This is a genomic window from Actinomadura hibisca NBRC 15177 (genome assembly GCF_001552635.1).
In the GTDB taxonomy this organism is placed as follows: domain Bacteria; phylum Actinomycetota; class Actinomycetes; order Streptosporangiales; family Streptosporangiaceae; genus Spirillospora; species Spirillospora hibisca.
On record NZ_BCRO01000045.1, the window covers coordinates 64084 to 90748 of the forward strand.

28 protein-coding genes are annotated in these 26665 nt (G+C 72.8%); 21 read left to right on the forward strand and 7 right to left on the reverse strand.

What is annotated here, in order from left to right:
- Positions 1 to 14 precede the first annotated feature (14 nt).
- Positions 15 to 935, reverse strand: coding sequence for a tyrosine-protein phosphatase (locus AH6_RS22410; protein WP_067482981.1), 921 nt, complete (start codon positions 933 to 935; stop codon positions 15 to 17).
- A 131-nt stretch (positions 936 to 1066) separates the two neighbouring features.
- Here AH6_RS22410 and AH6_RS22415 point away from each other — a divergent pair, with 131 nt between their 5' ends.
- Genes AH6_RS22415 through dmpG form a run of 3 tightly spaced genes read left to right on the forward strand, consistent with a single transcriptional unit; the run spans position 1067 to position 3763 of the window.
- A complete protein-coding gene (locus AH6_RS22415; protein WP_067482983.1) occupies positions 1067 to 1849 on the forward strand; it encodes a 2-keto-4-pentenoate hydratase in 783 nt (260 codons plus the stop codon).
- A 10-nt stretch (positions 1850 to 1859) separates the two neighbouring features.
- A complete protein-coding gene (locus tag AH6_RS22420) occupies positions 1860 to 2738 on the forward strand; it encodes an acetaldehyde dehydrogenase (acetylating) (RefSeq protein ID WP_067482985.1) in 879 nt (292 codons plus the stop codon).
- Between the two features lie 2 nt (positions 2739 to 2740).
- Complete coding sequence (dmpG, locus tag AH6_RS22425) at positions 2741 to 3763, forward strand: 4-hydroxy-2-oxovalerate aldolase (RefSeq protein ID WP_067482988.1); 1023 nt, start codon at positions 2741 to 2743, stop codon at positions 3761 to 3763.
- A gap of 51 nt (positions 3764 to 3814) precedes the next feature.
- Here dmpG and AH6_RS22430 read toward each other — a convergent pair whose 3' ends face one another.
- Entirely contained in the window at positions 3815 to 4888 is a 1074-nt protein-coding gene (locus AH6_RS22430) for an IclR family transcriptional regulator (RefSeq protein WP_067482989.1), read from the reverse strand.
- A gap of 216 nt (positions 4889 to 5104) precedes the next feature.
- Between AH6_RS22430 and hsaA the strand changes: the two genes are divergently transcribed.
- Genes hsaA through AH6_RS22470 form a run of 8 tightly spaced genes read left to right on the forward strand, consistent with a single transcriptional unit; the run spans position 5105 to position 12568 of the window.
- Entirely contained in the window at positions 5105 to 6271 is a 1167-nt protein-coding gene (gene hsaA, locus AH6_RS22435) for a 3-hydroxy-9,10-secoandrosta-1,3,5(10)-triene-9,17-dione monooxygenase oxygenase subunit (RefSeq protein ID WP_067482991.1), read from the forward strand.
- Positions 6271 to 7137, forward strand: coding sequence for a 4,5:9,10-diseco-3-hydroxy-5,9,17-trioxoandrosta-1(10),2-diene-4-oate hydrolase (hsaD, locus tag AH6_RS22440; protein WP_067482993.1), 867 nt, complete (start codon positions 6271 to 6273; stop codon positions 7135 to 7137). The genes hsaA and hsaD overlap by 1 nt, the downstream gene beginning before the upstream one ends.
- Positions 7134 to 8021, forward strand: coding sequence for a VOC family protein (locus AH6_RS22445; RefSeq protein WP_067482995.1), 888 nt, complete (start codon positions 7134 to 7136; stop codon positions 8019 to 8021). The genes hsaD and AH6_RS22445 overlap by 4 nt, the downstream gene beginning before the upstream one ends.
- Complete coding sequence (locus AH6_RS22450) at positions 8018 to 8515, forward strand: flavin reductase family protein (RefSeq protein WP_245679418.1); 498 nt, start codon at positions 8018 to 8020, stop codon at positions 8513 to 8515. Before AH6_RS22445 ends, AH6_RS22450 begins: the two co-directional genes overlap by 4 nt.
- 8 nt (positions 8516 to 8523) lie before the next feature.
- Positions 8524 to 10188: an FAD-dependent oxidoreductase gene (locus AH6_RS22455; protein WP_067482999.1), complete on the forward strand. Its 1665-nt coding sequence runs from the start codon at positions 8524 to 8526 to the stop codon at positions 10186 to 10188.
- Positions 10185 to 11339, forward strand: a complete 1155-nt coding sequence (locus tag AH6_RS22460) for a 3-ketosteroid-9-alpha-monooxygenase, oxygenase component (protein ID WP_067483001.1) — start codon at positions 10185 to 10187, stop codon at positions 11337 to 11339. The genes AH6_RS22455 and AH6_RS22460 overlap by 4 nt, the downstream gene beginning before the upstream one ends.
- A 1-nt stretch (position 11340) precedes the next feature.
- On the forward strand, positions 11341 to 11571 hold the full coding sequence (locus tag AH6_RS22465; RefSeq protein WP_067483002.1) for a hypothetical protein: 231 nt from the start codon (positions 11341 to 11343) through the stop codon (positions 11569 to 11571).
- Positions 11564 to 12568 carry a ferredoxin--NADP reductase gene (locus tag AH6_RS22470; RefSeq protein ID WP_067483004.1) on the forward strand — a complete coding sequence of 335 codons (1005 nt, stop codon included), beginning with the start codon at positions 11564 to 11566 and terminating at the stop codon, positions 12566 to 12568. The genes AH6_RS22465 and AH6_RS22470 overlap by 8 nt, the downstream gene beginning before the upstream one ends.
- Positions 12569 to 12571: 3 nt before the next feature.
- On the opposite strand, the gene AH6_RS22475 is transcribed toward AH6_RS22470, so the two are convergent.
- A complete protein-coding gene (locus AH6_RS22475) occupies positions 12572 to 13138 on the reverse strand; it encodes a thioredoxin family protein (protein ID WP_067483091.1) in 567 nt (188 codons plus the stop codon).
- A 55-nt stretch (positions 13139 to 13193) separates the two neighbouring features.
- On the opposite strand from AH6_RS22475, the gene AH6_RS22480 reads away from it, so the two are divergent.
- The 3 genes from AH6_RS22480 to AH6_RS22490 all read left to right on the forward strand — a co-directional run bounded on the left by AH6_RS22480 (position 13194) and on the right by AH6_RS22490 (position 16122).
- Positions 13194 to 13562: a nuclear transport factor 2 family protein gene (locus AH6_RS22480; protein ID WP_067483006.1), complete on the forward strand. Its 369-nt coding sequence runs from the start codon at positions 13194 to 13196 to the stop codon at positions 13560 to 13562.
- 292 nt (positions 13563 to 13854) lie between these two features.
- Positions 13855 to 15630: a hypothetical protein gene (locus AH6_RS22485; protein WP_067483008.1), complete on the forward strand. Its 1776-nt coding sequence runs from the start codon at positions 13855 to 13857 to the stop codon at positions 15628 to 15630.
- Between the two features lie 81 nt (positions 15631 to 15711).
- Positions 15712 to 16122, forward strand: coding sequence for a hypothetical protein (locus tag AH6_RS22490; protein WP_067483010.1), 411 nt, complete (start codon positions 15712 to 15714; stop codon positions 16120 to 16122).
- 49 nt (positions 16123 to 16171) lie between these two features.
- Here the strand turns inward: AH6_RS22490 and AH6_RS22495 are convergent, their stop codons facing one another.
- A complete protein-coding gene (locus AH6_RS22495; protein WP_245679419.1) occupies positions 16172 to 16627 on the reverse strand; it encodes a MarR family winged helix-turn-helix transcriptional regulator in 456 nt (151 codons plus the stop codon).
- A 124-nt stretch (positions 16628 to 16751) separates the two neighbouring features.
- On the opposite strand from AH6_RS22495, the gene AH6_RS22500 reads away from it, so the two are divergent.
- A complete protein-coding gene (locus AH6_RS22500) occupies positions 16752 to 18197 on the forward strand; it encodes an MFS transporter (protein ID WP_067483011.1) in 1446 nt (481 codons plus the stop codon).
- 67 nt (positions 18198 to 18264) lie between these two features.
- Here the strand turns inward: AH6_RS22500 and AH6_RS42635 are convergent, their stop codons facing one another.
- The gene (locus AH6_RS42635; protein ID WP_083983342.1) at positions 18265 to 18552 is read right to left on the reverse strand and encodes a DUF397 domain-containing protein; all 288 of its coding nucleotides are present in this window, start codon (positions 18550 to 18552) and stop codon (positions 18265 to 18267) included.
- 32 nt (positions 18553 to 18584) lie between these two features.
- On the opposite strand from AH6_RS42635, the gene AH6_RS22505 reads away from it, so the two are divergent.
- On the forward strand, positions 18585 to 19073 hold the full coding sequence (locus tag AH6_RS22505; RefSeq protein WP_067483013.1) for a hypothetical protein: 489 nt from the start codon (positions 18585 to 18587) through the stop codon (positions 19071 to 19073).
- A gap of 121 nt (positions 19074 to 19194) precedes the next feature.
- Positions 19195 to 19536 (forward strand): hypothetical protein, encoded by a 342-nt coding sequence (locus tag AH6_RS22510; protein ID WP_067483015.1) that lies wholly within the window; start codon positions 19195 to 19197, stop codon positions 19534 to 19536.
- A 53-nt stretch (positions 19537 to 19589) separates the two neighbouring features.
- Here AH6_RS22510 and AH6_RS22515 read toward each other — a convergent pair whose 3' ends face one another.
- Positions 19590 to 22085, reverse strand: coding sequence for a DNA gyrase/topoisomerase IV subunit A (locus AH6_RS22515; RefSeq protein WP_067483095.1), 2496 nt, complete (start codon positions 22083 to 22085; stop codon positions 19590 to 19592).
- A 72-nt stretch (positions 22086 to 22157) separates the two neighbouring features.
- Between AH6_RS22515 and AH6_RS22520 the strand changes: the two genes are divergently transcribed.
- The 4 genes from AH6_RS22520 (at position 22158) to AH6_RS22535 (ending at position 25966) form a co-directional block, all read left to right on the forward strand.
- Complete coding sequence (locus tag AH6_RS22520; RefSeq protein ID WP_067483017.1) at positions 22158 to 23321, forward strand: lactate 2-monooxygenase; 1164 nt, start codon at positions 22158 to 22160, stop codon at positions 23319 to 23321.
- 202 nt (positions 23322 to 23523) lie between these two features.
- Positions 23524 to 24177, forward strand: coding sequence for an ABC transporter ATP-binding protein (locus tag AH6_RS22525; RefSeq protein WP_067483019.1), 654 nt, complete (start codon positions 23524 to 23526; stop codon positions 24175 to 24177).
- A 38-nt stretch (positions 24178 to 24215) separates the two neighbouring features.
- Positions 24216 to 25364 (forward strand): sensor histidine kinase, encoded by a 1149-nt coding sequence (locus AH6_RS22530; protein WP_067483020.1) that lies wholly within the window; start codon positions 24216 to 24218, stop codon positions 25362 to 25364.
- Complete coding sequence (locus AH6_RS22535; RefSeq protein ID WP_067483022.1) at positions 25361 to 25966, forward strand: response regulator transcription factor; 606 nt, start codon at positions 25361 to 25363, stop codon at positions 25964 to 25966. Before AH6_RS22530 ends, AH6_RS22535 begins: the two co-directional genes overlap by 4 nt.
- Before the next feature lie 8 nt (positions 25967 to 25974).
- Here AH6_RS22535 and AH6_RS22540 read toward each other — a convergent pair whose 3' ends face one another.
- Positions 25975 to 26658 (reverse strand): class I SAM-dependent methyltransferase, encoded by a 684-nt coding sequence (locus tag AH6_RS22540; protein WP_067483024.1) that lies wholly within the window; start codon positions 26656 to 26658, stop codon positions 25975 to 25977.
- Positions 26659 to 26665 lie beyond the last annotated feature (7 nt).

The following is a 26665-nucleotide window of genomic DNA, read 5'->3' on the forward strand; positions in this document are numbered from 1 at the left end:
AAAACACGGGGCGCTCAGCGGGTCGTCAGCCGGTGGCGCAGCTCGGCGGCGGTGCGGCCGTCCACGCCCAGCCCGACGCGGAGGTAGCGGTCGAGCGAGCCGTAGCTGCGGCGCGCCTGGTTGAGCGCCGCGTCCAGGTAGTCGGTCCGCACCTCCTGCACCGGTGCCAACAGCTGCGGGTCCTGCATGTAACCGGCCGCCTTCAACTGCTCGCGGACCTTGGCGTCGGTCTCGGCGCGGTAGGCGTTGGACAGCAGGTAGTCGCGCTCGGCCGTCCGGTGGTCCACGCCCAGCACGCGCAGCAGCAGGTAGGTGGTCCAGCCGGTGCGGTCCTTGCCGCTGGTGCAGTGGAACACCAGGGGAGTGGTGCGGCGCCCGGCCATCTCGCGCAGGGTCGCGCCGAACGCCGCGCGCGACCGGGCGTCGGTCACGAAGCTGCGGTAGACGCCGTGCAGGAGCGCCGCGCCACGGTCGCCGCCCAGCACCTGCTGCTGGCGTACGGGGTCCTTGGAGCCGATCGCGCCGTTGACGGTGACGTACATGCCGGTGTCGTCGATCGGCCGCGCGGTCACGGCGAGGCCGGACGGGAGCTGGTCGGGGCCGTCGCCGCCGACCTCGGTCGGGGTGCGGAAGTCCACGATCCGCCGCACGCCGAGCTTGGCCAGCGCCGTCCGGTCGGCGTCGGTGAGCTTGTTGAGGGCGTCGGAACGGTAGATCACGCCGCTGCGCACCCGCGCGCCCCACCAGGTCCGGAGGCCGCCCACGTCGCGGAAGTTGGCGGTGCCCTGGAAGCGGTCGGCGGGCTGCGAGGGCGCGGGGACGCGCGGGTGGGCGACGGGCGCGGCGGCGTGGGCGGGGACGGCGACGCCCGTGGCGAGGACGGCGGCCAGGGCGACACCGGCGGCGCGGGTGGCGTGAGCGGATCGAGCGCGCATGAGAGCGGCCTCCCAGGGGTGAGGGGTGATGAGGGGATGTAACCCGGATCACAGTGCGTCCGCTAAGGAGCGCTCCCGATGAGCGGGATCCCGTGCGGCTTTTGTGAACGCCTGGTGCGTAGCGTCACGCCATGCTCACCGACGAAGAACGGCGCACGGCGGCCGACCGGCTGCTGGCGGCCGAGCTGGACCGCGTGCCGACCGCCCCGCTGACCGAGAGCTGGCCGGGCATCGACGCCGCCGACGCCTACCGGATCCAACTGGTCAACATCGAGCGCCGCCTGGCCGCCGGGGCGACCGTGCGCGGCCACAAGGTCGGCCTGTCTTCCAAGGCGATGCAGCAGATGATGGGCGTGGACGAGCCCGACTACGGCCACCTGCTCGCCGACATGGAGCTGCGCCCGGACGAGGCCGTCCGGCTGCGCGACTACTGCTGGCCGCGCGTGGAGGTCGAGGTCGGCTTCGTCCTCGGCGCCGACCTGCCCGGCGAGGGCTGCACCGAGGCCGACGTCCTGGCCGCCACCGAACGCGTCGTCCCCGCGCTGGAGCTGATCGACAGCCGTATCGAGGACTGGCGCATCGGCCTCGCCGACACCATCGCCGACAACGCCTCCTCCGCCGGTTTCGTCATCGGCGAGGGCGTCGCGCCCGACGGCCTCGACCTCACCCGCATCGAGGCGACGCTGTACCGCGACGGCGAGCGGCTCGTGGCCGGGCGCTCGGACGCGGTGCTGGGCGACCCCACCACCGCCGTCGCGTGGCTGGCCCGCACGGTCGCCGGGTTCGGCGTCCGCCTCAAGGCCGGGCACCTGGTGCTGCCCGGCTCCTGCACCCGCGCCGTCGACGTGGTCGCGGGCTCCACCTACACCGCCGACTTCACCGGGCTCGGCCCGGTCGCACTGACCTTCGTCTGAAAGAGGGACCATGGCCACTGCCGCCATCGTCGGGCCGGGCAACATCGGCACCGACCTGCTGTACAAGCTGCTGCGCAGCCCGCACATCGAACCCCGCTACATGGTCGGCGTGGACCCGGCCAGCGAGGGCCTCAAGCGCGCCGCCGACCTGGGGCTGGAGACCAGCCACGAGGGCGTCGACTGGCTGCTGGACCGGCCCGAGCTGCCCGACCTGGTGTTCGAGGCGACCTCGGCGTACGTGCACCGCGCCGCCGCGCCCCGCTACGCCGAGGCCGGGATCCGCGCGATCGACCTGACCCCGGCCGCCGTCGGCCCGGCCGTCGTGCCCCCGGCCAACCTGCGCGCCCACCTGGACGCGCCCAACGTCAACCTCATCACCTGCGGCGGCCAGGCCACCATCCCGATGGTGCACGCGGTCTCGCGGGTGGTGCCGGTCGAGTACGCCGAGATCGTCGCCTCGGTCGCGTCGGTGTCGGCCGGGCCCGGCACCCGCGCCAACATCGACGAGTTCACCCGGACGACGGCGCGCGGCGTGGAGACGATCGGCGGCGCGGGCACCGGCAAGGCGATCATCATCCTCAACCCGGCCGAGCCCCCGACGATCATGCGCGACACCGTGTTCTGCGCCGTGCCCGCCGACGCCGACCAGGCGGCGATCACCGCCTCGGTCGAGCGGGTCGTCGCCGAGGTCGCCGGGTACGTGCCCGGCTACCGGCTGCGCACCGCGCCGCAGTTCGACGAGATCGACGGCCGCGCCCGCGTCGCGATCTTCCTGGAGGTCGAGGGCGCGGGCGACTTCCTGCCGCCCTACGCGGGCAACCTCGACATCATGACCGCCGCCGCGACCAAGGTCGGCGAGGAGATCGCCCAGCACCTGAAGGGGGCCTGACCATGGCTTACTCCGACACCCTGGACATCCGGATCACCGACTCCTCGCTGCGCGACGGCTCGCACCACAAGCGCCACCGCTTCACCGTCGCCGACGTCGAGGAGATCGTCGGCGCGCTGGACGCCGCCGGGGTCCCGGTGATCGAGGTCGCGCACGGCGACGGCCTGGGCGGCTCCTCGTTCAACTACGGCTTCTCGGCCACCCCCGAGCAGGAGCTGATCAGGGCGGCGGTGCGCACCGCGACCCGCGCCCGGATCGCGTTCCTGATGTTGCCGGGCGTGGGCGTCAAGGACGACATCCGGCAGGCCGCCGACAACGGCGCGTCGATCTGCCGCGTCGCCACGCACTGCACCGAGGCCGACGTGGCGGTGCAGCACTTCGGCCTGGCCCGCGAACTGGGCCTGGAGACCGTCGGCTTCCTGATGATGTCGCACTCCCAGCCGCCGGAGGTCCTGGCGCGGCAGGCCCGGATCATGGCCGACGCGGGCTGCCAGTGCGTCTACGTCGTGGACTCGGCGGGCGCCCTCGTCCTGGAGCAGACCGCCGACCGCGTCGCCGCGCTGGTCGCCGAGCTGGGCGGCGACGCGCAGGTCGGCTTCCACGGCCACGAGAACCTGGGCCTGGGCGTCGCCAACAGCGTCGCGGCCGTCCGCGCGGGCGCGCTCCAGATCGACGGCTCGGTGCGCCGCTTCGGCGCGGGCGCGGGCAACACGCCGGTCGAGGCGTTCGTGGCCGTCTGCGACAAGCTCGGCGTGGCCACCGGCATCGACGTGTTCGCCGTCGCCGACGCGGCCGAGGACGTGGTCCGCCCCATCATGGGCCAGGAGTGCCTGCTCGGCCGGATGGAGCTGATGATGGGCTACGCCGGGGTCTACTCCAGCTTCCTCAAGCACGCCGAGCGGCTGGCCGCCCGCTACGACGTCTCCGGCGCGCAGATCCTCATGGAGGCGGGCCGCCGCAAGCTGATCGGCGGCCAGGAGGACCAGCTCATCGAGATCGCGGTGAACCTCGCCGCCGCGAACTGACCCCGTCGCCGGTGCGGTGGTGACGCGCCCCGCACCGCACCGGCGGCGGTACTACATCCAGTCGGAACGGCGGGCCCACAGTGCCAGCCGGTCCAGCGTGCCCGGCGGCAGCTCCGCCGAGGGCTCGGGAGCGGCCTGCGCCGTGGCGGGGGGCCGTCGCGTCCGCTGGACGTCGGCGGCCTGCGGCGCGGCGGGACGCACGCCCTGCGCGGAGCGGTGCGGGGTCGCCAGTGCACGGCAGATCGCTCCGGCCGCCCCCAGCAGCAGTGGCGTCAGCCGCCGCACGTCCGTCTTCGTCACCGGACCGCACAACGAGATCGCCGCGACGGGACGGCCCGTCGCGTCGCGCAGCGCGGCGGCCAGCTCCACCGTCCCGCGCCGGGTCTCCTCCCGGTCCACCGCCACCCCGTGCTCGCGGACGCGCGCGATCTCCCGCCGCGCCGCCTCCACTTCGACGGTCCGGCGCGACACCCGCTCCGGAGGCGCGCCATGCGGCCGTCCCGCAGCACTGGCCAGATGCGCCCGGCGATCCGGCCCGGCGTGGCCGACGCCGCCATGGACACGGGGACCGGCCGCACCGCTGCGCCCAGCAGCGCGGACGATCGGACGAGGCGGCGCGGCCGTCAGGACGGCCTCCACCAGGTCCCGGTCGGCGTAGGCGAGCATCGCCCGGCCCGCCGCCGTCCACACCGCGTGCTGCCGCCCGCCCACCAGCGTCCCGGCGGGACCGGCGTCCGCGCCGGGCAGCGCGCCGATCTGCTCCAGCCAGACCACCTCGTGCTCGTCCGGTACGCCCAGCCGCACCACCGCGCCGGTGGTCTCGCGCAGCATGCGCAGATGCGGCAGGGAGATCGTGCGCAGGCGGTTCTGGTGGGCCGCCAGCGTGCCCAGCTCCACCAGGCTCAGCCCCAGCCGGTACCGCGAACCGGCGCGTTCCAGGGCCTTCAGCTGCACGAGCTGGTCCAGGATGCGGTGCGCCGACGAGCGCGGCAGGCCGGTCCGGCGCACGACGTCGGTCAGCGACAGCTCGGGCGGCGCGTCGGCGAAGGTGTAGAGGATGCGGGCCGCGCGGGCCAGCATCGACGCCTCCAGGACCGGCTCCGTCGCCGCTGCGGGAATGCCCATGGTGCCCTCTTCCTCCCGCCGGCGGCGGGGTGCGGGGGACCGCGTTGCCGGGGTCACGAAAGTAAGCGCTCGGTCTCCCGCTCACCGGGAAACCCCTTATTTCTAATTGGAACACCGCAGGTAGCGTGCTCGCAACCCCCGCCGGTGACCTGGCTCACGCCCGGCCCTCCCGGCCGGCCGACCCGGGCCGTCCCGGCGCCACCCCAAGGAGCGAGCATGAGCGACAAGGTTGTCGAGGCCGTCCGCGACCTCGTCCCGGTCATCCGGGAGCGCGCCGACGAGGCCGAGCAGGCGCGGCGCATCCCCGACGCCACCATTCGCGAGCTGACCGAGACCGGCCTGTTCCGGATGCTCCAGCCCGCCCGCTACGGGGGCCTGGAGGCCGACCCGGTCGCCTTCTACACCGCCGTCCGCGAGATCGGCGCGGCCTGCGGCTCCACCGCCTGGGTCGCCTCCGTGCTGGGCGTGCACCCCTGGCAGATGGGCCTGTTCCCCGTCCAGGCGCAGGACGAGGTGTGGGGGCAGAACCCCGACGCCCGGATCTCCTCCTCCTACGCGCCGACCGGCCAGGTCACCAAGGTCGAGGGCGGCTACCGGATCAACGGCCGCTGGAACTTCTCCTCCGGCTGCGACCACGCCGACTGGGCCTTCCTCGGCGGCCTGGTGCCCGGCGCGGACGGCCAGATCGTGGACGCCGGGACCTTCGTCCTGCCCCGCGCCGACTACCGCGTCGACGACGTGTGGGACACCGTCGGCCTGCGCGGCACCGGCAGCAACGACATCGTCGTGGAGGACGCCTTCGTCCCCGAGCACCGCATGCTGAGCTGGGCGCGCACCTCGGTCTGCGACTGCCCCGGCCACGAGGTCAACACCGCGCCGCTGTACAAGCTGCCGTTCGCGGCGGTGTTCACCACCACGATCTCCAGCCCCATCGTCGGCATGGCGCAGGGCGCGATGGACGCCTACATCAAGGCCACCCGCGAGCGCATCCGCGCCTCCTACGGCGGCCAGAAGGTGGCCGAGGACCCGCACGCCCAGGTCCGCATCGCCACCGCCGCCAGCGACATCGACGCCGCCTGGCTGCTGATGGAGCGCAACATCGCCGAGCTGATGGAGTGCGCGAAGGCGGGCGCGGAGTTCCCGCTGAAGTTGCGCCTGCGCACCCGCCGCGACCAGGTGCTGGCCACCCAGCGCGCCATCCGCGCGGTGGACCTGCTGTTCGAGAACGCGGGCGGCCGCGCGCTGAAGAACGGCAACGCCGTGCAGCGGTTGTGGCGCGACGCCCACTCCGGGCGCGTCCACGCCGCCAACGACCCCGAGCGCGCGCTGGAGCTGTACGGCAAGGGCGCGCTCGGCCTGGACGTCCAGGACGTGATGATCTGATGGCCCTCACCTACGAGAGCACCTCGCGCACCGGCAAGGCGGGCGAGCTGACCCTGCACTACAACGAGGCGGGCCCTGCCGATGCTCCGGTCGTCGTCATGCTGCACGGCGGCGGCCCCGGCGCGTCCGGCTGGAGCAACTTCGGCCCCAACCTGCCGGTGTTCGCCGAGCACTTCCGCACGCTGCTGGTGGATCAGCCCGGCTACGGCGCGTCCGACAAGCCCGAGCGCTTCAGCAAGCAGTTCTTCACCGCCTCCGCCGACGCGGTCGTGGCGCTGCTGGACGGCCTGGGCATCGCTAAGGCGCACCTCGTCGGCAACTCCCTCGGCGGCGGCACCGCCGCCCGCATGGCCATCGACCACCCCGACCGCGTGGACCGCCTGGTCCTGATGGGCCCCGGCGGCGTCAGCCTCAACGTCTTCTCCGCCGACCCCACCGAGGGCATCAAGCGGCTGTTCGAGTTCTCCGCCTCGGCCGAGCCGACCCGCGAGCGCCTGACCGCGTTCCTGCGCACGCTGGTGGTGGACCAGTCGCTGGTCACCGACGAGCTGATCGAGGAGCGGTTCGCGCAGGCGATCGACCCCGAGTCCCGGCGCGGCAACGCCGCCATGGCCGCCACCTTCGCCGACCCGGACATGGTCGCCGACTCGATGTTGTGGAGCCAGGCGTACCGCATCCGGCACCAGACGCTGCTGACCTGGGGCCGCGAGGACCGCGCCAACCCCCTGGACGGCGCGCTGGTCGCGCTCAAGACCATCCCCAACGCCCGCCTGCACGTGTTCCCGCACTGCGGCCACTGGGCGCAGCTGGAGCAGTTCGACGAGTTCAACCGCCTCACCCTCGACTTCCTGAAGGACGCCCGATGATCCACTCCCTCGGCTACCTGCGCTTCGAGACCGCCAAGCTCGACCAGTGGCGCTCCTTCGGCGGCGAGGTCCTCGGCCTGGCCGAGACCTCCGGCCCCCGCGAGGACGCGCTCTACTTCCGGATGGACGAGCACGCCCACCGCTTCGCCTTCCTGCCCGGAGAGACCGACCGGCTGCTCGCGATCGGCTGGGAGATCGCCAGTCGCGCCGCGTTCCGCGCCACGGTCGAACGCCTGGAGAACGCCGGCCACGCCGTCAAGCCCGGCACCGCCGAAGAGGCCGCCGACCGCCGCGTCGAGGAACTCGCCCACGTCGACGACCCGCACGGCAACCACCTGGAGCTGTACTACGGCCCGGCCCTGGACCACAGCCCCGTCGTCACCCCGCACGGCGAGCGCTTCATCACCGGACCGCTCGGCCTCGGCCACGTCGTCGTCACCGCGGGCGACATCGACGCCTCCTACGACTTCTACACCGAGCTGCTGGGCTTCCGGCACCGCGACTCGATCCGCTTCCCGGCCGCGGCCATGGGCGGCACTCCCGAGGACGGCCTGAACTTCGTCCGCTTCCTCGGCTGCAACCCCCGCCACCACAGCCTCGGCCTGTGCGAGGCCAACGCCCCCGCCGCCATCGTGCACTTCATGCTGGAGCTGGAGACCCTGGACGACGTGGGCCGCGGCATCGACCGGTTCACCAAGGCCGGGATGCCGATCCTCCAGTCCCTGGGCCGCCACACCAACGACAAGATGGTGTCGTTCTACGCCGCCACCCCCGGCGGGTTCATGGTCGAGTACGGCTTCGACGCGATCCTGGTGGACGACGCCACCTGGTCCGCTAAGGAGATCACCGAGGACGCCTACTGGGGGCACCAGTGGAGCGCGTGACCGGCGACCGCGACCCGGCCGACCTGTCCCGCACCTTCCGCGACGTGCTGGGCCGGTTCGCCTCCGGCATCACGGTGGTGACCTCGCTGGCCGACGACGGCCCGGCCGGTTTCGCCTGCCAGTCGTTCGCCTCGCTCTCGCTGGACCCGCCGCTGGTGCTGTTCTGCGTCGCCAAGACGTCCACGAGCTGGCCGCGCATCCGCGCCACCGGCCGGTTCGCGGTCAACATCCTGGCCGCCGACCAGCGCGACGAGTGCCGCGCGTTCGCCGTCCCCGGCGGCGACAAGTTCGCCGGGACCGCCTGGAGCCGCTCGGTGCACGGCACCGCCCACCTGGACGGCGCGCTGGCCGTCGTGGACTGCCTGATCGACGACGTCCACGAGGCGGGCGACCACCACGTGGTGATCGGCGCGGTCCGCGACCTGCGCGACCACCGCGACCACCCGCCCCTGCTGTACTTCCGCGGCGCCTACGCCGACGGGGTCTTCACCTGAGGAGAGCCATGGACTGGGATCACGAGTACGACGTGGTGGTGGTCGGCTCCGGCGCCGGCGGGCTCACCGCCGCGACCACCGCCGGGCTGCACGGCCTGTCGGCGCTGGTGGTGGAGAAGGCCGGGGTGTTCGGCGGCTCGACGGCGCTGTCGGGCGGCGGGGTGTGGATCCCGCGCAACGTCTTCCTGGAGGAGGCCGGGGTCCGCGACACCGCCGAGGACGCCCGCGCCTACCTGGAGGCCACCGTCGGCGACCGCGTCCCCGCCGAGCGCAAGGAGGCGTACCTGACGCGCGGCCCGGAGATGATGCGGTTCCTGCGCGACGGCACCCGCTGGATGCGCTTCACCTGGGCGAAGGGCTACTCCGACTACTACCCCGAGGCGCCCGGCGGCCGTCCGACCGGCCGCTCGGTCGAGCCCGCCATCGTCGACGGCAAGCTGCTCGGCCCGGAGTTCGCCCGGATGCGCCGCGCCGGGCTGCCCACCTACGGCATGACGATGACCGGCTACGAGTTCGGCAAGATCAACATGATCACCCGGACGTGGCGCGGCAAGACCACCGCGATGCGCGTCGGGCTGCGCGGCGTGCGCGCCCTGCTCACCGGGCGCAAGCCGCTGTCGCTGGGCGAGGCGCTGGTCGCGCGGCTGCGGTTGTCGCTGGCCGACGCGGGCGGGCACCTGTGGCTCGACTCCCCGTTCCGGGACCTGGTGATCGAGGACGGCGCGGTCACCGGCGTCCGCGTCCGGCACAAGGGCCGCGAGGTGACCGTCCGGGCCCGGCGCGGCGTCGTCCTGGCGGCGGGCGGCTTCTCCCTCAACCAGAAGTTGCGCGAGAAGTACCTGCCCAAGCCGACCCGCGCCGAGTGGTCGCACTCCTCCGAGGGCCAGGTCGGCGACGTCCTGGAGGCGGGGATCAAGGCCGGTGCCGGACTGGATCTGATGGACAAGGTCTGGGGCGCGCCGTCGGTCCCGCGCCCCGACGACAAGCCGTTCTTCCTGGTCGCCGACCGGGCCGTGCCCGGCATGATGATCGTGGACGGCGACGGGCAGCGCTACCTGAACGAGTCGTTGCCGTACCACGAGTTCGTGGACCGCATGTACGCCCACGGCGAGCCCGCCATGAACTCCTGGCTCATCGTGGACAAGCGGGCCAAGAACCGTTACATCGTCGCCGGGCTGTTCCCGGGCCAGCCCTTCCCGAAGAAGTGGCGCGAGGGCGGCACCCTGCGCGTCGGCTCCACCGTCGCCGAGCTGGCCGAGCAGATCGGCGTGCCCGCCGACCGGCTCGCCAAGACCGTCGAGCGGTTCAACCGCTTCGCCGAAGAGGGCCGCGACGCCGACTTCGGCCGCGGCGACAGCGCCTACGACAACTACTACGGCGACCCGACCCTGCCCAACCCCAACCTGCTGCCGCTGGCCAAGGGCCCGTTCTACGCCGTGCGCGTCGTCCCCGGCGACCTCGGCACCAAGGGCGGCCTGGTCACCGACCCCGACGCGCGCGTGCTGCGCGCGGACGGCACCGCCATCACCGGTCTGTACGCCACCGGCAACTGCTCGGCCTCGGTGATGGGCGAGACCTACCCCGGGCCCGGCGCGACCCTCGGCCCGTCCATGACCTTCGGCTACGCCGCCGTCACCCACCTGCTCGCCGACGCCACTGGAGGGAAACGATGAACCACCGAGTGATCGAGGCGGCCCCGCCGCCGGAGCGGTTCGCCCGAGGCTGGCACTGCCTGGGCCTCGCCGACACCTACAAGGACGGCAAGCCGCACGCCGTGGAGGCGTTCGGCACCAAGCTCGTCGTGTTCCAGGGCGAGGGCGGCGGCCTCAGCGTCCTCAACGGCTACTGCCCCCACATGGGCGGCGACCTCACCCAGGGCACCGTCAAGGGCGACGCGATCGCCTGCCCGTTCCACGACTGGCGCTGGGGCGGCGACGGCAAGTGCGCGGGCATCCCCTACGCCAAGCGCGTCCCGCGCGGCGCGCGCACCCTGGCCTGGCCCACCCTGGAGCGCAACCAGCAGCTCTACGTGTGGAACGACCCCGAGGGCAACCCGCCGCCCGAAGGCGTCACGATCCCCGAGATCGCCGGGGCCGGGTCGCCCGAGTGGAGCAACTGGACCTGGAACACGATGCGGGTCGACGGCTCGCACTGCCGCGAGATCGTCGACAACGTCGTGGACATGGCGCACTTCTTCTACATCCACTACGCGCTGCCGACCTACTTCAAGAACGTCTTCGAGGGCCACGTCGCCACCCAGTACTACGAGGGCGTCTCCCGCGACGACGCCTACCTCGGCTTCGTGCCCGGCACCGAGAACCAGAAGATCGCCCAGCGCTCCGAGGCGGCCTACCACGGCCCGTCCTACATGATCGACTACCTGTGGAACGAGGCCGAGGGCACCACGGTCGAGACCGTGCTGATCAACTGCCACTACCCGATCGGCCGGAACGCCTTCATGCTCCAGTGGGGCGTCATCGTCAAGAAGTTCCCCGGCATGGACGACGCGACCGCCGACGCCATGGCCGCGCAGGTCGCCGAGGGCGTGGGCCTCGGCTTCATGCAGGACGTCGAGATCTGGAAGAGCAAGGCCCCGATCGACAACCCGCTGCTGTGCGACCAGGACGGGCCCGTCTACCAGCTCCGCCGCTGGTACGAGCAGTTCTACGTGGACGCCGCCGAGGTCGCGCCGGAGATGACCGACCGGTTCGAGTTCGAGATCGACACCGCCCGCGCCGTCCAGGTGTGGGAACAGGAGGTGGCGGCCAACGTCGAGGCCGGGATCTCCTACTCGATGATCCCCAAGTCGATGCGGGCGGGCTGAGGTGCGGCCGGTCGACTGCCGGGCCTGCGGCGTGCGGGTCCTGGTGGAGAAGCGCAGCCTGCCGCACACCAGCGTCCAGTGGCCGACCGGCGCGGCCGCCGCCTGCGCGGAGTTCGCCCCGCGGGTGGCGGCCGGGCGCGCGACCGCCCTCATCCCGCACTGCGCGGCGCTGCGCGCGTCCATCGAGCAGGCCGTGCGCGACGGGTCGCTGGAGGTCCCGGCCGATGTCTGAGCCCCGCGCCCTGACGGTGGCCGAGGTGATCCGCGAGACGCCCGACGCGCACTCGCTGGTCTTCGACGCCACCCCGGCCGAGCTGCCCTACCGGCCCGGCCAGTTCCTCACGCTGCGGCTGCCGGGCGGCGCGGCCCGCTGCTACTCGCTGGCCAGCTCGCCGCACGACGGCGGGCGGCTCAAGGTGACCGTCAAGCGGGTGCCCGGCGGCCGCGCCTCCAACTGGATCTGCGACAACGTGACCGCCGGGACGGTCCTGGAGACGCTGCCGCCCGCCGGGACCTTCACGCCGCGCGCCCTGGACACCGATCTGCTGCTGCTCGCGGCGGGCAGCGGCATCACGCCGGTGATGTCGATCCTGACGTCGGCGCTGCTGGCCGGGACCGGCCGCGTCACGCTGGTGTACGCCAACCGCGACGAGACCTCGGTGATCTTCGCCGTCGCCCTGCGCGAGCTGGCCGCCGCCCATCCCGGCCGCCTCACGGTGGTGCACTGGCTGGAGAGCGTGCAGGGCCTACCCGCCGAGGCCGCGCTGACCGGCCTGCTGACCGGGCTGGACGGTGAGTTCGCCGAGGCGTTCGTGTGCGGCCCGGCGGGGTTCATGGACGCGGCCACGGCCGCGCTCACCGGGCTCGGCGTGGCCCGCGTCCACACCGAGCGGTTCCGCTCCCTCGCGGAGGACCCGTTCGCCGCGCCCGCCCCCGTCACCGGGGAGACCGTCGCCCGCATCCAGGTGGATCTGGACGGTGCGGTCAGCGAGCACGACTGGCCCGCCGAGGCCCGGCTGCTGGACGTGCTGCTGGCCGCCGGGCTGGACGCGCCGTTCTCCTGCCGGGAGGGCGCGTGCAGCGCGTGCGCCTGCCGCGTCGTGGAAGGAGAGGTGAAGATGCTCGCCAACGAGATCCTGGACGAGGCCGACCTTGCGGACGGGTGGGTGCTGGCCTGCCAGTCGCTCCCGCTCGGCGAACGGGTCCGCGTCACCTACGAGGAGGACTGATCGTCAGCCCGGCTCGTTGCCGGGCCGCCACTTGATCCCGCAACCGAGGCTCGGCACGTGCGGCTCGGGCACCGGCTCACCGGCCAGCACCCGGTCCAGGGCCGCCCGGAGGGACGAGCCGTCCGCCGGGACGTCGTTGCGCGGCCGGGCTCCGTCGAACTCGCCCCGGTAGGCGAGCCGCCGCTCGGCGTCGAACAGGAAGAAGTCGGGCGTGCAGGCCGCCTTGTAGGCCAGCGCGACCCGCTGGTCCTCGTCCACCAGGTAGGGGAAGCCGAACGACGCGCGGGCGGCCTGCTCGGCGAGGTGCTCGGGACCGTCGTCGGGGTAGCGCGCGACGTCGTTGCTGCCCACGCCGACGGTGGTCAGGCCGCGTTCGGCGTACTCCTTGGTCACCGCGCCGATCGTGGTCTCGATCCGGCGCACGTAGGGGCAGTGATTGGAGAGGAAGACCACCAGCAGGGCCGGGGAACCGGCCAGAGAGTCGAGTGAGACCGTCCTTCCGTCGAGGTCCGGCAACGAGAGGCCGGGCGCGGGCGTGCCGAGCGGGACCATGAACGATGCGATCGCCATGCGCCCCATTGTCGCGCCTCGTCAACCAACCATGCGCTTGCTAGATTGGACGACCATGCCCTCCCAGGACCACATGAAGCAGACCCTCCAGCGCTATGTCGACGGCTTCGCCAAGGGCGACGCCGCCGCGCTCGCCGACCTGTTCGCCGCCGACGCGGTGGTGGTGGACCCGGTCGGGCACCCGCCCGTCCAGGGCCGCCCGGCGATCGACGAGTTCTACGCCAACGCCGTCGCGGCCGGGACCCGGCTCACCCTGGACACCCCGATCCGCGGCTCGCACGGCGACCGCGCGGCGATGGCGTTCACCGTCGAGGTGCCGGGGATGAACCTGCGCATCCGCGCCATCGACGTGATGACCTTCGACGCGGACGGGAAGATCAGCCGGATGGAGGCGCACTGGGGGCCCGACGACATCGAGCAGTGACGGCCCAGGTCATGGCCGTTAAAGGCCGGATCGCCCCGCCGAGCCGCGCCGTCCCCTCTAGGATGCTGGGAAACGCCGCCAGAAGGACCTTTGCGGAGCGAACGCCATCAACAGGCTTTACCAGTCCCTGCTGCGTGACCCGGGCCCCGACCTCGGCGGACGGCTGCACCGAGCGTTCACCGCTTGGCTGGCCGGGCGCGGGTTCCCGGCGCTGCCCGCCGAGCGCCGCGTCGAGCACCAGCAGGAGGGCGTCGCCGTCCTGCTGGAGACCGAGCGGGGCTGCGGCCGGTTCGTGGCCGAGGCCGGGGGGCTGCGCACCCGCGTCACCTACGGCGAGACCGGCGCGGGCCCGCACGGCTGGGCGGTGGTCACCGTCGAGCAGACCGGCGAGCGGCACGGCGATGCGTACGCGCCCGGCTTCGTGCCCGCCTACCTGCGCACCGGCCGCATCACCGACGGCGGCGTGCACCTGCCCGACACCGCCGCCGAGCTGGACGAGGACGGCGTCGCCTACTTCCTGCCGGAGCTGACCCACCGCAACCGGCGCGTCCCGGTGATCGTGGTGGCGGTCGACCCGCAGGCCCGCGCCCGCGCCGAGCACCTGGCCGCCGCCGTGGCGGGCGCGGCGTCGGTCGCGTGGCTGGCCGACCTGCCCGCGCAGGACCGCTTCAACGCCACCGTGGGCGACGACCTGGCCGTCTACGGCGGGGGAGTGCGCACCTACCTGCCGAACCTGGACCTGGCCCAGGAGAGCTACCCGATGCGGCACCGGGTGACCGGCGGCTCCACGGTCCGCGACCGGGGGATGCGGGCCCTGGACGCGCTGGCCGACCACGTGATGGGGGAGACCGCGCACAAGCGGCTGCCCGACGACGTGCGGTCGGCGCTGCGCACGACGGCCCGCATCCTGACGGGCGTGGAACCGCCGGAGGCGCTGGCGGCGGTGCCGAGCCCGGCGCTGTCGCAGGAGACGAAGCGGAGCGAGGAGCTGCGCCAGGCGTTGATGGCGATGGTGGCGGCGAACCCGGCACCGCAACAACGCGACCCGGAACCGCCGCCCCCGCCCTCGGAACCGGAGCCCGTCCCAGAACCGGAACCGACACCCGAACCCGAACCCGAACCGGAGATCGACGCTCCGCCCCCGGCTCCCGCCCCTGCCCCCGTTCCGGCTCCGGCTCCCTCCGTCAACGTCGAGGAACTGGCCGCCTCGGTAGCCGACATCGTGGCCGACCGCCTCCGCGACGAGCTGATGGCGGCCCTCGACCTGGCGGCGGGCCAGTTCGCGGGCCGCGACGAGCTGCTCAGCCAGATGCGCACGATGGCCACCCACATGGGAGCCGTCGGCAAGGCGCTGGACGCGGCCAGCCACGCGGGCCGCGAGGCCGAGACCGAGTCCGACCGGCTCGAACGGGAGCTGGAACGCCAGCGCAACCACAACACCACGCTGGAACTGGAGCTGGAGGAGTCGGCCCGCCAGGCTCGCCGCCTGGCCGAACGGGTCCGCCGTCTGGAAGCCCGGCTGGCCGAGACACGCCAGGCGTTCCCCGACACCGCCATCGACCTATTCGAGCCGACGCACCTGGTGGACGCCCTCTACCACGCGCAGGACAACCTGCCCTACGTCGAGATCGGCGACACCTTCGACACCGCCGCCGAGTTGGACCTCGGCTACCCCGGCCAGTGCGCGGGCTGGGCGGCCAAGGCGTGGGACGCGCTCCAGGCCCTCAACGACTTCGCCGAGGCCCGCTCGTCGGGCGCATTCCAGGGCGGCTTCTACGAGTGGTGCCGTGACGACACCGGCGGCCGCCGCGTCATCCCCACGACCGTGGTCTCCCTGAAGGAGTCGGCGACCGTGACCGGCCGCGAGAAGCTGAGCCGCCCGCGCGTGTTCCCGGTCCCCGAGTCGGTGAACCCGAAGGGCCACCAGTACATGCCGGCGCACATCAAGCTGCGCCGCGTCGGCGTCCCGGCCCCGCGCATCCACTTCCACGACGACTCGTCGGGCGCGACGGGCAAGATCTGGGTCGGCTACGTGGGCGACCACCTGCCGAACACCCGCACGAACTGAGGCGGCCCATAGCGAAATGATCTTGGTCGCTGCTACCGTGCCTGCGGCAGATCGGGGCAGAGACGTACGAAACGGAGACCCATGCGCACGTCACAGCGGACGGCGGCCCTCGCGCTCAGCGCTCTGGGCATGGTCGCGGGAACGGTGACCGTGACCGCTCCCGCCGAGGCGGCCACGACGCCGAGCGGGGCCTGCGGCAGCGGCTACTACCAGATCGACCGGCACGCCCTCGGCTCGGTGGCCGACATCTACCTGTTCTACAACGGGTCGAGCAACTGCGCCGTCACCTGGGTGCGGAGCCCGAACGGGACCAGGACCTACGACCTGCGGGTGCACATCCAGCGCAAGAGCGACCTCAAGACGGACCCCGACGCCGGGTTCTACAAGTTCTACGCGGGCCCGGTGCGGCTCAGCGCCGCGAACACGTGTATCTCGTGGGGCGGCTCGGCGCAGGGCATCAGCTGGGCGTCCGGCTGGGAGCACTGCGGCTGATCGGTGCGGGGTGTTCGGTCGCGCGGCGACCGAGCACCCCTTTGCCGTCTCAGGGCCGAGGCCAGGGACGGCCGGTGAGGCGCTCGATGTCGGTGTTGAAGCGCTTGAGGTAGGCGGCGAACTCCGCCGCGTCCTCCTCGGGCCAGTCGGCCAGCACCTTGTCCAGACCGCGGACGACCTCGTCGCGGTGCTCGTCGAGGCGGTGCCCGCCCTCCTCGGTGATGCGGAACTTGCGGGCGATGCCACCGTCGGGATCGGGGATGCGCTCCAGGAGGCCGACGCGGGTGAGCGCGGCGGTCTGGCGGTTCAGCGTAGAAGGATCCAGGGCGAACGCTTCGCTGAGCTGCCGGATCGACATGGGGCCCTCGACACGGACCCGGCTGAGCAGGATGTAGGCGCTGCGCTCCAGGCGGCCGTCCCTGCTCTCGGGGGCCGAGGCGATCAGATGGCTGTGCCTGCCGAGCAGCATCGACTCGTACTCGATCCGGTGGGCGGGATCGTCCACGCTGCCTCCTTTCCGCCTGCGGCGATTCTCCCACGCCCCACGATGTGCATGACGCACACCTTATGCAAAGAGCACATGATGTGTATGGTGCACAGGTCTTGAAACGACGAACGGGAGACACGACGTGGACGAAGCGACCCCCGCGGCGCGGTCCGGCGGGATCGTGACGGTGCTGGCGGTCGCCGGCATCGTCGCGGCGCTGATGCAGACGCTGGTGGTGCCGCTGATCGGCGAGCTGCCCCGGCTGCTGGACACCAGCGCCTCCAACGCCACGTGGGTGGTGACCGCCACGCTGCTGGCCGCGGCGGTGGCGACGCCGGTGAGCGGGCGGCTCGGCGACCTGTACGGCAAGCGCCGGATGTTGCTGGCGTGCACGGTGCCGCTGATCGCGGGCTCGCTCCTGTGCGCGGTGGCGTCCTCGCTGATCCCGATGATCGTCGGACGCGGCCTGCAGGGCGTGGGCATGGGCCTGGTGCCGCTGGGCATCAGCGCGCTGCGCGACCTGGTCCCGGCCGAGAAGCTGGGCTCGTCGATCGCGCTGATGAGCGCGTCGATGGGCATCGGCGGCGCGCTCGGCCTGCCGCTGTCGGCGGCGGTGGCCGAGCACCTGAGCTGGCGGGTGCTGTTCTGGGGCGCGGCGGTCCTGAGCGCGCTGATCTCCGTGCTGATCTGGCGGCTGGTGCCCGCCACGCCGGTGCAGAGCAGAGGCGGCTTCGACGTGATCGGCGCGCTGGGTCTGGGCACCGGCCTGGTGTGCCTGCTGCTGGGCGTGTCGAAGGGCGCCGACTGGGGCTGGAGCAGCGCGACGACGCTGGGCCTGCTGGCGGCCGCGGCCGTGGTGCTCCTCGTCTGGGGCTGGTGGGAACTGCGGCACTCCGACCCGCTGGTGGACCTGCGCGTGACCGCACGTCGCCAGGTGCTGCTGACGAACCTGGCGTCGATCGTGGTGGGCTTCGCGATGTACGCCCAGTCGCTGATCGTCCCGCAGCTGCTCCAGCTGCCGAAGGCGACCGGCTACGGCCTCGGCCAGTCGATGATGGCGGCGGGCCTGTGGATGTTGCCGGGCGGGCTGATGATGATGGCGATCTCACCGGTGGGCGCGAAGTTGTCGGCCGCGCGCGGCCCGAAGGTGACGCTGGGCGTCGGCGCTCTGATCATCGCGGCGGGCTACGGCTCCTCGCTGGCGCTGCTGGGCTCGACCTGGGGCCTGATGCTGATCACCTTCATCTGCGGCACCGGCGTCGCGTTCGCCTACGGCGCGATGCCCGCCCTGATCATGAGCGCGGTACCCCCGTCGGAGACGGCCGCCGCGAACAGCTTCAACACGCTGATGCGCTCGGTGGGCACCTCGGTCTCGGCCGCGGTGGTGGGCGTGGTGCTGTCGCAGATGACGGTGACGATGGGCGGCCACACACTGCCGTCGGAGAACGGCTTCCGGACGGGAATGCTGATCGGCTGCGGCGTGGCCCTGGTAGCGGCCCTGATCACCCTGGGCCTCCCCACCCGCCAACCCCGCCCGGCGACAGAGAAGGCTCCCACCGAAGAGACGGTCTCCACTCCCCAACACTGACCCAACAGCGGCCCGCCGGAACTCACGTCCCGGCGGGCCGCCGCAGTCCTACGCCCGGAAGGCCCGGTCACCGAAGATCGAGCCCACCACCCTTGACCTGGTCGATGAGGCCCGACCAAGCGGCCCGACTGAGCGAGAAGACCGGCCCCTCCGGGTCTTTGGAGTCACGCACAACGCGCCGTTCCCGGTGTCCGCCCACTTCGACGCAGCCGTTACCGCCATCGCTGTAAGAACTCTTGAGAAAGGTAAGTCGATCTGAAGATTGGCTAATCACTGGAACCCCCTCGTACTGCTGGTTGAGCAGGTGTTCCAGCAGGTTAATGGTTTTACCGGGACTGATGGCCGTTGCTTGCATTTCGGAAACTGGAAGATGGCGATCGGGTCAGGGTGCTCGGCTACACCCTGGCGTCGGCCGGCATCGCCTGGGGGCCATGTGGGCCACTGCGGCTGAGGCCGGGTGCCGAGAGCGGGCGCGGCTTCGAGATCGTCAACGCGCTCACGGCCGAGCACGGCGGACGGTGGGGCGTGCACCGCAGCCGCTCGTGGCTCGGAGCCGCGCCGCTCCCCGGCAAGGTCACCTACTTCAGCCTGCCGATCCCGTGGAACGACGGCGTTCAGAGTCCGGCGCGAGACGCACGGCAGACCGCACGCGAGTTGGAGTCCTCGCTTGCAACGCGCGGACTCGGCCCGCTGACCCGTTGCGAGGGATGGGACATGGCCGTGGTGTCGGTGCGAGCCGAGATCACCGTCTGGGCGCGGCCGCGCGGGATCTTCTTGACGACGCCGTGCGCCGGAACCGTCCGCTACTCCCTGGAGGAAGTCACCGAGGTGGCCGAAGTGATCGTCCGCTGCAACGAGGATCTGGACGCCCGCTGACAGGCCCCGCCGGAGAGTTATCCACAACCCCCGTAAGTGGATGCGGCGCGTGACCATCTGACCGCATCCTGGAATCCCGGTGCCGCGCGAGGCACCACGATCACGAGAGGGACTACCTACCATGGTGTTGCGGAACAGCGAGATCAAGGCACGTCTGTACGCCCTCGAAAACTTCGTGGGCCTGACGGAGGGACGCGGTGGCATGACCCTCACCGCCCGACTGGACGCCCAGCACGATCTGCTGCTGGCCCTCAACCAGAACCACGCCGACACCAACCGCCGCCTGATCGGCCTCGAAGAGCGCACCACCAGCGTCGAAGGACGGCTGACCGGTGTCGAGGGACGGCTGACCGGTGTGGAGGAACGCTTGACCGGCGTTGAGGATGTGCTCGGCAAGGTGTTGTGGGGCATGACCGAGATCAAGAATCTGCTTCGAGAACCCGGGCCGCCGTCCGGGGACTGAGCGTGCCGGTGGCCGTCCCGCCGCTGGCGGCGGTGGGACGGCCACCGGGGGTGCTAGTCGTCGGCCGGGGTCGTTTCCTCGGCGCCCACCGCGCCCAGGGGGCCGCCCACGGCGGTGATCGGCTTGGTCAGGGGTTCGCCGGAGCCGTCGCGGCGGCCCAGTTCCTCGGGCAGCGCGATCGGCTTGCCGTTCAGCGTGGACGCCTTGATCGGCGTCTGGCCCGCCCACGCGAACAGCAGCACGTCCTCGCCCTTCAGGAAGCGGTGCGAGCGCACGCCGCCGGTCGCGCGGCCCTTGGCCGGGTAGTCGGCGAAGTCGGCGATCTTGAGGGCGCCGTTCTGGGTGCCGGGCAGGGCCGTGGAGGAGCCCGACACCGTCACCACGCGGCCCTCGCGGGACGGGTCGATCGCGCCGAACCAGATCACCTTCGCGCCCGCGCCCAGCTTGATGCCCGCCATGCCGCCCGCCTGGCGGCCCTGCGGGCGCACGTTGGCGGCCTTGTAGTGCAGCAGCTGGGTGTCGTCGGTGATGAAGACCAGGTGTTGCTCCTCGGTCTCCAGGTGGGCGGTGCCGACGACGCGGTCGCCGTCCTTGAGGGCGATCACCTCGAACTCGTCGCGGTTGGCGGGGAAGTCGGGCACCACCCGCTTCACCACGCCCTGCTCGGTGCCCAGCGCGAGACCCGCGCCGGTGTCGGTCACCGCGCCGAGGCCGACCACGGTCTCGCCGGGTTCCAGGTCCACGTATTCGGTGACCGGCGCACCGCCGGCCAGGGAAGGAGGTGAGGCGCTCGGTGGCAGAGTGGGCAGGTCGACCACGTTGATGCGGATCATCCGGCCCGCCGAGGTGACCGCGCCGACCTGGCCGCGCGCCGTCGTCGGCACCACCGAGGTCAGCACGTCGTGCGAGGAGCGCCCGCCTTGGGTGGGCAGCGGGTCGGCCGACCCGGTCTGCGCCAGCAGGCCCGTGGAGGACAGCAGCACCAGCAGCGGGACGTCGGGGATCTCCAGGTCGACGGCCGGGGCCGCCTTGGCGTGGCCCGACGACTCCAGCAGCACCGTGCGGCGCGGGGTGTCGAACTCCTTGGCCACGTCGCGCAGCTCGCGCGACACCACGCCGCGCAGCTTGCGCTCCGACTCCAGGATCGCGGTCAGCGCCGCGATCTCCTTGGCGAGCTGCTCCTTCTCCTTCTCCAGCTCCAGGCGGTCGAAGCGGGTCAGGCGGCGCAGCGGGGTGTCCAGGATGTACTGCGACTGGATGTCGGACAGGTCGAAGACGTCCATCAGGCGCTGCTTGGCCTGCGCCGAGTCGTCGCTCTCGCGGATGACCTGGATGACCTCGTCGATGTTGAGCAGCGCCACCAGCAGGCCGTCCACCAGGTGGAGGCGGGCCTCGCGCTTGGCGCGGCGGAACATCGAGCGGCGGCGCACGACGTCGATGCGGTGGTCGACGTAGACCTGGAGCAGCTCGCGCAGGCCCAGCGTGCGGGGCTGGCCGTCGACCAGCGTCACGTTGTTGATGCCGAACGACTCCTCCATGGGGGTGAGCCGGTACAGCTCCGACAACACCGCCTCGGGGTTGAAGCCGTTCTTGACCTCGATGACCAGGCGCAGGCCGACGTTGCGGTCGGTCAGGTCCTTCAGGTCGGCGATGCCGTTGAGCCGCTTGGCGTTGACCAGTTCCTTGATCTTGGCCTTGACGCGCTCGGGGCCCACCGCGTACGGCAGCTCCGACACCACGATGCCCTTGCGGCGCGGGGTGACGTTCTCGATGGTGGTGGTGGCGCGGGTGCGGAAGGTGCCGCGGCCCTTCTCGTAGGCGTCGCGGATGCCGTCCAGGCCGACGATCTTGCCGCCGGTGGGCAGGTCGGGACCCGGCACGAAGCGCATCAGGTCGTCGAGGGTGGCGTCGGGGTGGTCGATCAGGTGCCGGGCCGCCGCCACGACCTCGCCGAGGTTGTGCGGCGCCATGTTGGTGGCCATGCCGACCGCGATGCCGGACGCGCCGTTGACCAGCAGGTTCGGGAAGGCCGCCGGCAGCACCTCCGGCTCGTTCTCCTGGCCGTCGTAGTTGGGCCGGAAGTCGACGGTGTCCTCGTCGATGGAGGCCACCAGCTGCATCGCCTCGCGCGACAGCCGCGCCTCGGTGTACCGCATGGCGGCGGGCATGTCGTCGCCGCCGAGCGAGCCGAAGTTGCCGTGCCCGTCGACCAGCGGCATCCGCATCGCCCAGGGCTGGGCCATGCGCACCATCGCGTCGTAGATGGCGCTGTCGCCGTGCGGGTGCAGCTTGCCCATCACCTCGCCGACCACGCGGGCGCACTTGACGTGCCCGCGGTCGGGGCGCAGCCCCATCTCGTTCATCGAGTACAGGATGCGGCGCTGCACGGGCTTCAGCCCGTCGCGCGCGTCCGGCAGGGCCCGCTGGTAGATCACCGAGTAGGCGTACTCAAGGAAACTGCCGCGCATCTCCTCGGAGACATCGACGTCGACGATGTTCTCTTCGAAGTCCGGCGGCGGGGGAGGGGCTTGGGATCCGCGTCGTGCCATGTGGAACATTGTGTCCCGTCCCAGGGACAGAATCGCACCGTACGGTGCGGCGCGCCGCTTCAGGAGGGTCGTATGAGCGCTTTGGCCGACTTCCAGAACGAGATCTACCTGAAGGGCCTGGGCGACGTCCTGCCCGAGCTGCCCACCGACCTGACCAGGCTGGAGGCCCTGGCCGAGCGGCGGTTGTCGGCCCAGGCGTTCGGCTACGTGGCCGGTTCGGCGGGCAGCGAGTCGACCGCGCGGGCCAACCGGACGGCCTTCGACCGCTGGCGGATCGTGCCCAGGATGTTGCGCGACGTCTCCGAGCGCGACCTGTCGGTGGAGATCCTCGGCACCCCGATGCCCGCGCCGGTGCTGCTCGCCCCGATCGGCGTGCAGTCGATCTTCCACCCGGAGGGCGAGCTGGCGGTGGCGCGCGCGGCGGCCGCGACGGGCCTGCCGATGGTGCTGAGCACGGCCGCGTCCTTCACCCTGGAGGAGGTCGCCGAGGCCAACGGCGCGGGCCCGCGCTGGTACCAGCTCTACTGGCCCAAGGACCGCGACCTCGCCGTCAGCCTCCTGGAGCGCGCGAAGGCCGCCGGGTACACCGCGCTGGTGGTGACGCTCGACACCTTCACGCTCGCGTGGCGGCCCCGCGACCTCGACCAGGCGTACCTGCCGTTCCTGCGCGGCATCGGCGTGGCCAACTACTTCGCTGACCCCGTCTTCCAGCAGGCGATCGGCGGCCCCGTCACCGCCGCCAACCGCGACATGGCCCTGCTGCACTGGGTCGCCAACTTCGGTGACCCCTCGCTGACCTGGGACGACCTGGCGTTCCTGCGCGAGCACTGGGACGGCCCGATCGTGCTCAAGGGCATCCAGCACCCCGACGACGCGCGCCGCGCCGTGGACGCCGGGATGGACGGCGTCGTCGTCTCCAACCACGGAGGCCGCCAGGTCGACGGGGCGATCGCCTCCTTGGACGCCCTCCCGCCCGTCGCCGACGCCGTCGGCCACCAGACCACCGTGCTGTTCGACAGCGGCGTCCGCACCGGCGCCGACATCGCCAAGGCCCTCGCGCTCGGCGCCAAGGCCGTCCTGGTCGCGCGCCCCTACGCCTACGGGCTGGCGCTCGGCGGCGAGGCGGGCGTGCGGCACGTCCTGCGCTGCCTCCAGGCCGACCTGGAGCTGACCATGGCGCTGGCGGGCCTGCGGACCCCCGCCGAGGTGACGCTGGACGCCCTGGTCCGGGACTGACCGCCGAGTTCTTACGGGTGGCGAACATCCCGCCCATATCCCCTCCCGGCGGGCGGCGCGGTCGCTAGCCTCGATCAAGAATGATCTTGATCGAGGGGGAGCGATGCATGACGGATGTCACGGGTGGGCCCAGCGGATCTCACCCCCGGTTCCTGACGCCTGTGACTGCCCGCGGGAACGCCCGGCGGCCAGCATGGAGGGCATGAACGGGAATGTGATCGAGGTGACCGGCCTGACCGTCCGCTGCGGCGGGACCGAGGTGCTGCGCGAGGTCTCGTTCGCCGTCGCCGCGGGGCGGGTGTACGCGGTGCTCGGCCGCCACGGCTCGGGCAAGACCACGCTGCTGGAGGCCGTCGCGGGCCTGCGGCGGCCGATGTCGGGGCGCGTCCGGGTCCGGGGGGCCGACCCCTACGAGAGCGCCCGGGACGCCCCGGTGGCCGCCGTGTGGTCCGACGGCGGCCTGTTCCCCGGCCTGACCCCGCGCGAGATCGTCGACACCTGGCGCCGCTGGACCTGCGACCCGCTGGACCGGGACGAGGCGCTGCGCCTGGTCGGCCTCACCGGCGCGGCCGACGTCCCGTTCGAGCGGCTGACGGCGGGCCAGCGGCGGCGGCTCGACCTGGCGCTCGCCCTGGTCGGCCGGTCCGACGTGCTGCTGCTGGACGAGCCCACCTCGGGCCTCGACGAGGCCGACCGGTGCGCCATCTGGACGGTGCTGCGCACCCTGGCCGCCGCCGGGACGACCGTGCTGCTGGCCACCCGCGACGCCGCCGAGGCGGCCTGCGCCGACCAGGTCGGCGTGCTGGACGAGGCCCGCCTGCCCGTCCGCCGCGCGACCGGCAGCATGGCGGCCTGAGAAAGCGGCCCGAACGGCGCGTACCCTGTGGAACCCGCATGACTCCGGAGACAGGGGAACGGGTGCACCCCAGGATTCCTCGCCCCACCGTCATCGCCGCGATCATCGTGGCGATGACGCTGGTGGCCCTGGCCGGGTTGTTGCTGTCGCCGCTGTGGTACGAGCTGTTCGAGCGCCGCGACCTCGGCCGGATCGCCGTCGCGACGGTGCTGTGCGCGACGGTGTTCGGCCTGTACGGGCGGTTGTTGTGGCTGAACCTCATGCGCCGCACCGCCCCGGTGCACCGGCTCGGCCTCGCCGCGATCATCGCCGCGTCGTGGGCGCTGCCCGCCCTGCTCGGCGCCGGGCACGGCTGGGGCAACGCGCTGATGTTGCCGGTCGGGCTGATCGCGGTGGTGCTGCCGGTGCGCGAGGCGACGGTCGTCGCGGCCGCCGCCACCGTCGCGACCCCCGTCTACGGCATGGTGCTGGGCCTGCCGCTGCTGAGCGCGGTGTACGAGCTGGCGGCCGTCCCGATGGCCACCTTCTCCGGATACGTCCAGGTCTGGTTCTTCCACGTCGTCCAGGAGCTCCAGGAGGCCCGCGCCGAGCTGGCCCGCTCGGCGGTGGGGGAGGAGCGCATGCGGTTCGCCCGCGACCTGCACGACGTGCTGGGCCACAGCCTCCAGGCCGTCGCGCTGCGCGCCGAGGTCGCCGAACGGTTCCTGGACCGCGACCCGGGCCGGGTCCGCAAGGAGCTGACCGAGATCCAGACGATGGCGCGCGACTCGGTCCGCGACGTGCGCGAGGTCGTGCGCGGCTACCGCACCACCTCGCTGCGCACCGAACTGGAGGGCGTGTCGGCGGTGCTGCGCGCCGCCGGGATCGTCTGCGACCGCCCCGACGTCGCCGCCGACCTGCCCGCCCACGTGCACGAACCGCTCGGCTGGGTCGCCCGCGAGGCCGTCACCAACGTGCTGCGGCACGCCAGCGCGTCGTGGTGCCGCATCACCGTCGCCCGCGACGGCGACGCGCTCAGCCTGGAGATCGTCAACGACGGCGCGGGCCGCCGCGCCGCCGAGGGCGGCAGCGGCCTGGCGGGCCTCGACGAGCGGCTGCGCGCGGCGGGCGGGGCACTGGCGGCCGGGCCCGCCGGGGACGGTACGTTCCGGGTGGCGGCGCGGGTGCCGCTGGAGGGGGCGACATGATCCGGGTGCTGCTGGCCGACGACCACCTGCTCATCCGGGAGGCGCTGGTCCTGCTGCTGGAGACCGAGGACGGCATCGAGGTGGCCGCCGACGTCGGCCGCGGCGACGAGGCGGTGGACCGCGCGCTGGCCCTGCGCCCCGACGTCGCCGTCCTCGACATCGACATGCCGGGCCTGGACGGCCTGGCCGCCGCCGAGCGCCTGTCCCGCGACCTGCCCGGCTGCCGCCTGGTGATCGTCACCGCGCACGGCCGCCCCGGCAACCTGCGCCGCGCGATGGCCGCCGGGGTGCGCGGCTTCCTCGGCAAGGACGCCCCCGGCGCGCGGCTCGCCCAGGTGATCCGCCAGGTCGCCGCCGGCGCCCGCTACATCGACCCGCAGCTCGCCGCCGACGCGCTGGCCGCCGAGGAGTGCCCGCTGACCCCGCGCGAGCTGGACACCCTGCGCGCGGCGGCCGACGGCGCGCCGGTGTCGCGCATCGCCCGCTCGCTGGGGCTGTCGGAGGGGACCGTGCGCAACTACCTGTCGGCGGCGGTGACCAAGCTGGGCGTGGACAACCGGCACGCCGCCGTCCGCGCGGCCCACGACCTGGGCTGGCTGTAACCGCGCGGTCAGCGGCGGGCCAGCACCAGCGCGCCCCGCTTGGTCACCGGCAGCGGCGTGCGCACCCGGCCCGCCAGCGCCGCCGCCTCCTCCCGGGGCACCCGCCGCGCGATCAGGTAGTCGCGGACGGCGGCGGTGTCGGGCAGCGTCAGCAGCGGCGCGTCCCAGCGCTCCACCTCCACCTCCCCGAACACCGACGCCACCAGGGCAGGCGCCTCCTCGGCGTCGAACGGCGTCGGCGCGCGCCGCCACAGGTGCGCGAGCTCCGGCCCGTCGTCGCGCGCGATCGCCGACGCCGCGAACTGGCCGCCCGGCGCCAGCACCCGCCGCGCCTCGCGCAGCGCGGGCCGCGGATCGTCCAGGTGGTAGAGCATGTTGATCGCCACCGCCGCGTCGAACACCCCGTCCCGGAACGGCAGCCGCGCCGCGTCCGCGCGCACGGCGGGCCGGGGATGGGCGCACAGTAACGTCGCCGACAGGTCCACGCCCACCAGGTGGCCGGACGCCGACCAGGCCGCGCTGAGCGCGCCCTCGCCGCAGCCGATGTCCAGGACGCGGCCAGGCCGTACACCGTCCAGGATTCCGGCCAGACGGGTGTGGAGGCTGCGGCTTCCGATCAGGTAGCGGGCGGTGACCCGCGACCCGAGCCGGAACCGCTCGGGGTCGGTGTCGTAGTCCGGTGGCACGGCCATGCCTCCA

Coding starts and splice junctions, on each gene's coding strand:
- AH6_RS22490 (WP_067483010.1), top strand. CDS start 15,712: ATGCGCACGTCACAGCGGACGGCGGCCCTCGCGCTCAGCGCTCTGGGC.
- AH6_RS22410 (WP_067482981.1), bottom strand. CDS start 935: ATGCGCGCTCGATCCGCTCACGCCACCCGCGCCGCCGGTGTCGCCCTG.
- AH6_RS22445 (WP_067482995.1), top strand. CDS start 7,134: ATGATCCACTCCCTCGGCTACCTGCGCTTCGAGACCGCCAAGCTCGAC.
- AH6_RS22480 (WP_067483006.1), top strand. CDS start 13,194: ATGCCCTCCCAGGACCACATGAAGCAGACCCTCCAGCGCTATGTCGAC.
- hsaA (WP_067482991.1), top strand. CDS start 5,105: ATGAGCGACAAGGTTGTCGAGGCCGTCCGCGACCTCGTCCCGGTCATC.
- hsaD (WP_067482993.1), top strand. CDS start 6,271: ATGGCCCTCACCTACGAGAGCACCTCGCGCACCGGCAAGGCGGGCGAG.
- AH6_RS22470 (WP_067483004.1), top strand. CDS start 11,564: ATGTCTGAGCCCCGCGCCCTGACGGTGGCCGAGGTGATCCGCGAGACG.
- AH6_RS22530 (WP_067483020.1), top strand. CDS start 24,216: ATGACTCCGGAGACAGGGGAACGGGTGCACCCCAGGATTCCTCGCCCC.
- AH6_RS22460 (WP_067483001.1), top strand. CDS start 10,185: ATGAACCACCGAGTGATCGAGGCGGCCCCGCCGCCGGAGCGGTTCGCC.
- AH6_RS22510 (WP_067483015.1), top strand. CDS start 19,195: ATGGTGTTGCGGAACAGCGAGATCAAGGCACGTCTGTACGCCCTCGAA.
- AH6_RS22540 (WP_067483024.1), bottom strand. CDS start 26,658: ATGGCCGTGCCACCGGACTACGACACCGACCCCGAGCGGTTCCGGCTC.
- dmpG (WP_067482988.1), top strand. CDS start 2,741: ATGGCTTACTCCGACACCCTGGACATCCGGATCACCGACTCCTCGCTG.
- AH6_RS22430 (WP_067482989.1), bottom strand. CDS start 4,888: ATGGGCATTCCCGCAGCGGCGACGGAGCCGGTCCTGGAGGCGTCGATG.
- AH6_RS22475 (WP_067483091.1), bottom strand. CDS start 13,138: ATGGCGATCGCATCGTTCATGGTCCCGCTCGGCACGCCCGCGCCCGGC.
- AH6_RS22455 (WP_067482999.1), top strand. CDS start 8,524: ATGGACTGGGATCACGAGTACGACGTGGTGGTGGTCGGCTCCGGCGCC.
- AH6_RS22535 (WP_067483022.1), top strand. CDS start 25,361: ATGATCCGGGTGCTGCTGGCCGACGACCACCTGCTCATCCGGGAGGCG.
- AH6_RS22420 (WP_067482985.1), top strand. CDS start 1,860: ATGGCCACTGCCGCCATCGTCGGGCCGGGCAACATCGGCACCGACCTG.
- AH6_RS22520 (WP_067483017.1), top strand. CDS start 22,158: ATGAGCGCTTTGGCCGACTTCCAGAACGAGATCTACCTGAAGGGCCTG.
- AH6_RS22515 (WP_067483095.1), bottom strand. CDS start 22,085: ATGGCACGACGCGGATCCCAAGCCCCTCCCCCGCCGCCGGACTTCGAA.
- AH6_RS22525 (WP_067483019.1), top strand. CDS start 23,524: ATGAACGGGAATGTGATCGAGGTGACCGGCCTGACCGTCCGCTGCGGC.
- AH6_RS22415 (WP_067482983.1), top strand. CDS start 1,067: ATGCTCACCGACGAAGAACGGCGCACGGCGGCCGACCGGCTGCTGGCG.
- AH6_RS42635 (WP_083983342.1), bottom strand. CDS start 18,552: ATGCAAGCAACGGCCATCAGTCCCGGTAAAACCATTAACCTGCTGGAA.